General features: G+C 36.9%; 6 protein-coding genes and 1 tRNA gene. 4 read left to right on the top strand and 3 right to left on the bottom strand.

From position 1 onward, the window contains the following. Window positions 1-2: 2 nt before the first annotated feature. The 3 genes from thrS to ACFIL8_RS04720 all read right to left on the bottom strand — a co-directional run bounded on the left by thrS (window position 3) and on the right by ACFIL8_RS04720 (window position 2,870). Complete coding sequence (thrS, locus tag ACFIL8_RS04730) at window positions 3-1,979, bottom strand: threonine--tRNA ligase (RefSeq protein ID WP_375611577.1); 1,977 nt, start codon at window positions 1,977-1,979, stop codon at window positions 3-5. A 111-nt stretch (window positions 1,980-2,090) separates the two neighbouring features. Further along, complete coding sequence (gene yidD / locus ACFIL8_RS04725; protein WP_375607118.1) at window positions 2,091-2,441, bottom strand: membrane protein insertion efficiency factor YidD; 351 nt, start codon at window positions 2,439-2,441, stop codon at window positions 2,091-2,093. Next, a complete protein-coding gene (locus ACFIL8_RS04720) occupies window positions 2,442-2,870 on the bottom strand; it encodes an iron-sulfur cluster assembly scaffold protein (RefSeq protein ID WP_375632205.1) in 429 nt (142 codons plus the stop codon). A gap of 125 nt (window positions 2,871-2,995) precedes the next feature. On the opposite strand from ACFIL8_RS04720, the gene folE reads away from it, so the two are divergent. The 4 genes from folE to ACFIL8_RS04700 all read left to right on the top strand — a co-directional run bounded on the left by folE (window position 2,996) and on the right by ACFIL8_RS04700 (window position 5,838). Continuing rightward, on the top strand, window positions 2,996-3,607 hold the full coding sequence (gene folE, locus ACFIL8_RS04715; protein WP_375613055.1) for a GTP cyclohydrolase I FolE: 612 nt from the start codon (window positions 2,996-2,998) through the stop codon (window positions 3,605-3,607). A gap of 137 nt (window positions 3,608-3,744) precedes the next feature. After that, window positions 3,745-3,829, top strand: a tRNA-Leu gene (locus ACFIL8_RS04710). 192 nt (window positions 3,830-4,021) lie between these two features. Continuing rightward, window positions 4,022-5,194, top strand: a complete 1,173-nt coding sequence (locus ACFIL8_RS04705) for an alpha/beta hydrolase (protein WP_375613054.1) — start codon at window positions 4,022-4,024, stop codon at window positions 5,192-5,194. Window positions 5,195-5,331: 137 nt separating this feature from the next. Next, window positions 5,332-5,838 carry a hypothetical protein gene (locus ACFIL8_RS04700; protein ID WP_015856440.1) on the top strand — a complete coding sequence of 169 codons (507 nt, stop codon included), beginning with the start codon at window positions 5,332-5,334 and terminating at the stop codon, window positions 5,836-5,838. The last annotated feature ends 243 nt before the right edge of the window (window positions 5,839-6,081 follow it).

The following is a 6,081-nucleotide window of genomic DNA, read 5'->3' as shown; positions in this document are numbered from 1 at the left end:
TATTATGCATTTATTACACGTTGCAAATCTGGAGGTGTTGCTTCATTTGAGAGTTGTTTAATCACATCTTCTACAGATAAAAGGGTTTGATTTGTACTTCCTAAGCGGCGCATATTTACGCTGTTTGTTTCAGCTTCACGTTTGCCACATACCAAAATTACGGGGACTTTTTGTAAAGAATGTTCTCGTATTTTATAGTTAATTTTTTCATTGCGGAGATCTATTGTTGCGGAAAGCCCAACAGCTTTAAGTTTTGCTGTTATTTTTTGGGCATATTCATTTGCTTCGGAGGTAATTGTTGCAACAACAATTTGTTCAGGAGCAAGCCAAAGTGGCATATGTCCAGCAAAATTTTCAATTAATATACCAAGAAAACGCTCCATTGATCCAAAAATAGCACGGTGGATCATAACAGGCTGACGTTTTTCTGAATCTTTATCAATATAGAATGCACCAAAACGTTCAGGGAGATTAAAGTCTATTTGTGTTGTTCCACATTGCCATTCACGACCGATAGCATCCTTTAATGTATATTCAAATTTTGGACCATAAAATGCTCCTTCACCTGGAAGGATGCTTGTTTTGATTTGTCCTGCAAATTTTGTTTCAATCGTTTTAAGGACAGATTCCATGATACTTTCTGCATGATCCCATAATGCATCAGATCCAACTCGTTTTTCTGGACGGGTTGAAAGCTTAAGACTAATTTCTTTAAAACCAAAATCGGCATAAGTTGATAAAATAAGATCATTAATACTGAGACATTCATCGGCTAATTGTTCATCAGTACAAAAAATATGCGCATCATCTTGTGTAAAACCACGCACACGCATAAGACCATGTAAAGAGCCTGAAGGCTCATAACGATGAACAAGTCCAAATTCAGCAAGTCTAATAGGCAAATCACGATAAGATTTTAAACCATGTTTAAAAATTTGCACATGACCAGGGCAGTTCATTGGTTTAAGGGCATAAACATTCCCATGATCTGAATCTTCTTCTGCTGAAATTACTTTGAACATATTCTCCTTATACCAACCCCAATGGCCAGATATTTCCCAGAGTGACCTATCGAGAACTTGTGGTGCATTAACTTCAGCATATTGATGATCATCAAGGCGTCTACGCATATAGCTGATCAAATTTTGGAACATTTTCCAACCTTTTTTGTGCCAAAAAATCATTCCTGGCCCTTCTTCTTGAAAGTGAAATAAGTCCATTTCACGTCCCAAGCGGCGATGATCACGTTTTTCAGCTTCTTCTAGCATATGGAGGTAGGCTTTTAAGTCATTTTCATTTGCAAATGCTGTTCCATAAATTCTCGTGAGCATTGGATTATTGGCATCGCCACGCCAATAAGCTCCTGCAACTTTCATTAATTTGAAAGCATTCCCAATTTGCCCTGTAGATTGCATGTGCGGTCCGCGACAAAGATCAAACCACTCCCCTTGATAATAGATTTTTAAATCTTGATTTTCAGGAATGCTATCAATAAGTTCAACTTTATAAAATTCCTTTTTCTCAGAAAAAACTTTTCTTGCTTTTTCACGAGACCAAATTTCTTTTCTAAAAGGTTTATTGCGTTGGATAATTTCACGCATTTTCTTTTCAATGACGGTGAGATCATCTAATGTGAAAGGTTGTTGGCGTGCAAAATCATAATAGAATCCGTTCTCAATGACAGGACCTATTGTTACTTGCGTTTCAGGAAAGAGCTCTTGCACTGCTTCAGCAAGGACATGGGCGCAATCATGCCTTATGAGCTCAAGAGCGCGTGAATCTTCTCGGGTAATAATCTCTACTTGACCAGATTGTCCCAATGGATCCGATAAGTCTCGCGTGATACCATCAAGACTATAGGCGACTGCTTTTTTTGCAAGTGATTTAGAAATAGATTCTGCTAATTCCAAGCCTGTCATTTCGGCGGGGTAATTACGTTTTGAACCATCGGGAAAAAAAAGAGAAATAGAGCAAGACATAAAAACACCCTTTTAATCCAATTCCGCTAACGATTGCGGATGGTTTCGTGAAAATTGAGTAAAAAGCTTATAGACTAATTTTTTATCAATACATGTGAAAAAAGAAAAGGATTATTTGTTGTGTTTGTCAGAAATTTTCCAGTAACGCCAAGGTTTATAAAAACAGCAAGAATTTCCAAGCGATGGAGGGACTGGATCAAAGCCATCTGTTCCAAAGGGCCCACAACGCATGATACGAAAGAGTCCCATCCATGCACCAGCCCAAAGCCCATGGCGTGCAATCGCTTCATATGTATATTCTGAACAAGTCGGAGCATGGCGGCACTGATTACCTATAAGGCTCGAAAGTGTTATTTGATAGAACCGTATTAAGAAAATACCCAATAATCGTCCGGGTGTTTTTTGCCAAGTGCCTGTGTAATTCCGAGTCAACTTTTTTTGTCTAGATTGTGATTTGAACATTTATTTTTCTTCAATTTTTTGAATGCAGTCTATCATTGCATCAAAGGGTAGTAGTGTTGCTGCATGGCGCACTTTATAGTCTTTAATGGGCTGTAAGCAAGAAAAATCCTCAAATGGAGCTTGAGGAGAAGGACCATTTTGCGTTAGCATTTGGTAGATAACTTCACGCAATATTTTAAGATCTTGAGTTGTTTGTCCGATGATATGAGATGCTAAAAGTGAAGCTGAAGCTTGCCCTAGCACACATGCATGTATTTCGTGAGCAAAATCGGTAATAATACTATTTTCCACTTTTAAATCTACAGTGATTGTCGAACCACAAAGGTGTGCATGTTTTCTTGATGTTGCATCAGGATTATTAAGTCGCCCAATTTTGCCTATATGTGCAGCATATTTAAGTATTTTATCATTATAGATAGTATCAATCATGCGCTATTGCCTGAAATTTTGAAAGTCGTGATTGTTTAAACTTTTAATTCGCTTATATAGAGATTATACAAAATGAGATAGGTATGGAGCAAATGCTTTGTATAGAGTAAGCTTGGAGTTTTTGAATGCGTAATGTTGTTAAAGAAGACGCAAATTTATCTGAAAAAAAGCGTCCGAGTATTGAAAAGGTGGAAGAAGCGATTCGTACATTACTCTTATGGATAGGGGAAAATCCAAATAGAGAAGGGCTTTTAGATACTCCAAAACGTATAGCCAAGGCATATCGCGAGCTTTTTAATGGTTATAGTCAATCGGTTAAAGAAACCTTAGGTACAGTTTTTGAAGAGGTTTCAGGATACAATGAAGCCGTAATCGTAAAGAATATACCTTTTTATTCACACTGTGAGCATCACATGATCCCAATTATTGGGAAAGCACATATAGCATATCTTCCTAATGCAAAAATTGTTGGTCTTTCAAAAATTGTACGTGTTGTAGATATTTTTTCTCGTCGTTTACAAACTCAAGAAGCTATGACAGCGCAAGTGGCTCACGCGTTAAAAACATATCTGAAGCCTCATGGTGTAGCAGTATTGATTGAGGCTGAGCACATGTGTATGGCTATGAGAGGAATCCAAAAACAGGGCTCTACAACAATTACAAAAAACTTTCATGGTTATTATGAAAAAGATCAAGCGGCACAAGCACATTTTATGATGATGGTTCAAAGGTCATAGTAAAGCCCATATTTCTCGTAATCTCTATTAAATTATAAAGCATCCGGATAAAATAAATTATGAGAAAAAGAAAATTGGCTTGTACCTTTCTTTATGATTTGTTAAAGGCTAAAAACCAAGATTTTTTCTTTCCACGTGCGGTCGTGGCGGAATTGGTAGACGCGCAGCGTTGAGGTCGCTGTGGGGCAACCCGTGGAAGTTCGAGTCTTCTCGACCGCACCAGTTCGCAGTGAGTCTCTCCATAATGAGATGAAGTTATGTTAGAGAGAGGGAATTTATAGGCATTATAGAAAAATCTTTTTGTATGTTATTTGTTGGTGTGTTGCCAATAATGTTTCGTTTTTTATTACTTTATCTATGCATTTGAAATGTTATATTTTTATAAGGTGGGGTGAAGTTGCAGTGAGAAGTATAATGATTCTGAGATATTTAACACTTCTTATTTGTATTTCTTTATTATCAGCGTGTAGTGATTCACGTGCTGTACTTTGGCATGGGGTGCATGCAACACCTTCTATGACTGCCGTAGAAAGGGAAGTTGAAGGGAAACCAGTTTCTCCAAAAGCCATCGTTCCAGTGTATGTTGCAACGAGTCGTATGATGCAAAATAATTACGCTCAACCTTATGGTGCAGAGCGATCAAATAAAGTTCATTATAATCGTGTTGACGTAGGAATTCCTCAGCAACATGTAAAGGGAGTTGTTGAAATAAATGCCTATAAACCTACGCATGATAAGTATTTTGCAGCAGTAGCATTGCAAAAATACGATAATAAAGAACAGTTTAAACAGCAATTAAATGCTGCTTTAGCAAAAAAGCCAAAAGGAAAAAGAGAAATTTTTCTTTTTATCCATGGGTATAATAATAATTTTGCAGATGGTACATTTCGTACAGCACAGTTTACACACGATTATTCTTTAAATGTTGTCGCTGTGCATTATTCTTGGCCTTCGGCCGGATCAGTTCCTCTTTATATTTATGATCGTGACAGTGCTAATTTTGCCCGTGACGGATTGATAGAGCTTTTAACACTTATTAGTGAAACCAATGCTGATCAAATTTCGGTTATTGCACATTCTATGGGCAATTTTGTTATAATGGAAGCATTTAGAACGTTAGCGTTACAGGGAAAATATAAGCCTATTCGTCGTATTACAAGTTTATTAATGGCTGCACCAGATATTGATGTTGATGTATTTGAGCGCCAACTTAATGATATAAAAAAACTTCCGCAGCCAACCGCTATTTTAGTATCCAGAGCGGATAAAGCTCTTGCGGTTTCAGGACGTCTTACGGGTGGACATCATCGTGTGGGCGATGGCTCAGATATTGAAATGTTGCGTAAAAATGGAATAGCTGTTCTTGATTTTTCTCATGTGGATGGGGGAGCACACAATGTCTTTGCATCTTCGCCAACGTTGATGGCTCTTTCTCGAGAAGGTTCTTTGGCTTCCACAATTATGCAAGGTACAGAATTGTCACCTAGTCAAGCCCTTCTTGCTGATGGTAGTAGTGTGTTGGAAAAAACAACACATCTTATCCTTTATACACCTGTACGTTTTCTCTCTCCACGGATTCCACGTTGATCGTGAAAAGAGAGAAGGGGCTCCATCGAATAATGTATTGGAGGTAATATTTTTTAGCACTTTCTTTAGAATGGTCTTGTAAAATGAAAAATAAATAGCGGGATGAATGTAAAAAACAGTCATTAGGTGAGTTTGTGATGATTGCACGGAAACGCTATGTTAATACGCCTACAGTTGTTGATTATTTGTCTCATTCCGCAATTAAGTTATTAGACATTCATGCTATGCTTGTGAAGGTGAGAAAAGGTGATATGGGGGAAAAACCAAATTTATTGCGTCAAATTGATTCTACAAAAAAACAGTTAGATGAGATAAGCCATGCTCTTATTTTAGAATATCGTAAACGCCAAGAAAATGAGCGTTTTTTAAAACAAATTCTGCTATCCATTTCTGATCAACTTTTTGCACTTAATAATGGTTTTAAGGAAACAGGACGTCTTTTTTTTCAAGAAGTTAGAATACTTCAATCTCAGATGCAATGTTTATATGAGGGAAAGGAGAGGCTGCATTTGTTGAATAGCCAAGAATCTTTTTGTTCTCCGTCAAAGATTGATGAAGTCATTAAACAGTTACAAAAAGCACGAGAAAAGCTTATTCTTGAAAGCCCACATCTCTTTGAAAAAAGCACAAAAGCTAAACAATAAAAGTTCTTTAGTTGAGCAGATAGATAATTTGAATTTTACAGCAAAAACGCTGTTAGATAGAAGGCTATAACCTTTTTAAAGCAAATTCTTTTCTTTAATAAATGAAACACATGCCTTATATCTTTGCTAAAGTTAAGGCTGATGAATTAGGTGGCTTTATTGAAAAAAATGTTTGTGGAAAGAATTTTACAAAAAACTTTCTGATTCTTTTAATAATAGCCCGCCGGATAATTTTACCAATGT

Origin of the sequence: Bartonella sp. AP57NXGY (genome assembly GCF_042195805.1) — a bacterium.
Lineage (GTDB): Bacteria > Pseudomonadota > Alphaproteobacteria > Rhizobiales > Rhizobiaceae > Bartonella.
Note: the sequence above shows the minus strand (reverse complement) of the source record. Positions and strands in the feature narration are given on the sequence as shown.

What these genes read in the sequence shown, in the direction of transcription:
- thrS (WP_375611577.1), bottom strand. Translation starts at nt 1,979, where the DNA reads ATGTCTTGCTCTATTTCTCTTTTTTTTCCCGATGGTTCAAAACGTAAT.
- yidD (WP_375607118.1), bottom strand. Translation starts at nt 2,441, where the DNA reads ATGTTCAAATCACAATCTAGACAAAAAAAGTTGACTCGGAATTACACA.
- ACFIL8_RS04720 (WP_375632205.1), bottom strand. Translation starts at nt 2,870, where the DNA reads ATGATTGATACTATCTATAATGATAAAATACTTAAATATGCTGCACAT.
- folE (WP_375613055.1), top strand. Translation starts at nt 2,996, where the DNA reads ATGCGTAATGTTGTTAAAGAAGACGCAAATTTATCTGAAAAAAAGCGT.
- ACFIL8_RS04705 (WP_375613054.1), top strand. Translation starts at nt 4,022, where the DNA reads ATGATTCTGAGATATTTAACACTTCTTATTTGTATTTCTTTATTATCA.
- ACFIL8_RS04700 (WP_015856440.1), top strand. Translation starts at nt 5,332, where the DNA reads ATGATTGCACGGAAACGCTATGTTAATACGCCTACAGTTGTTGATTAT.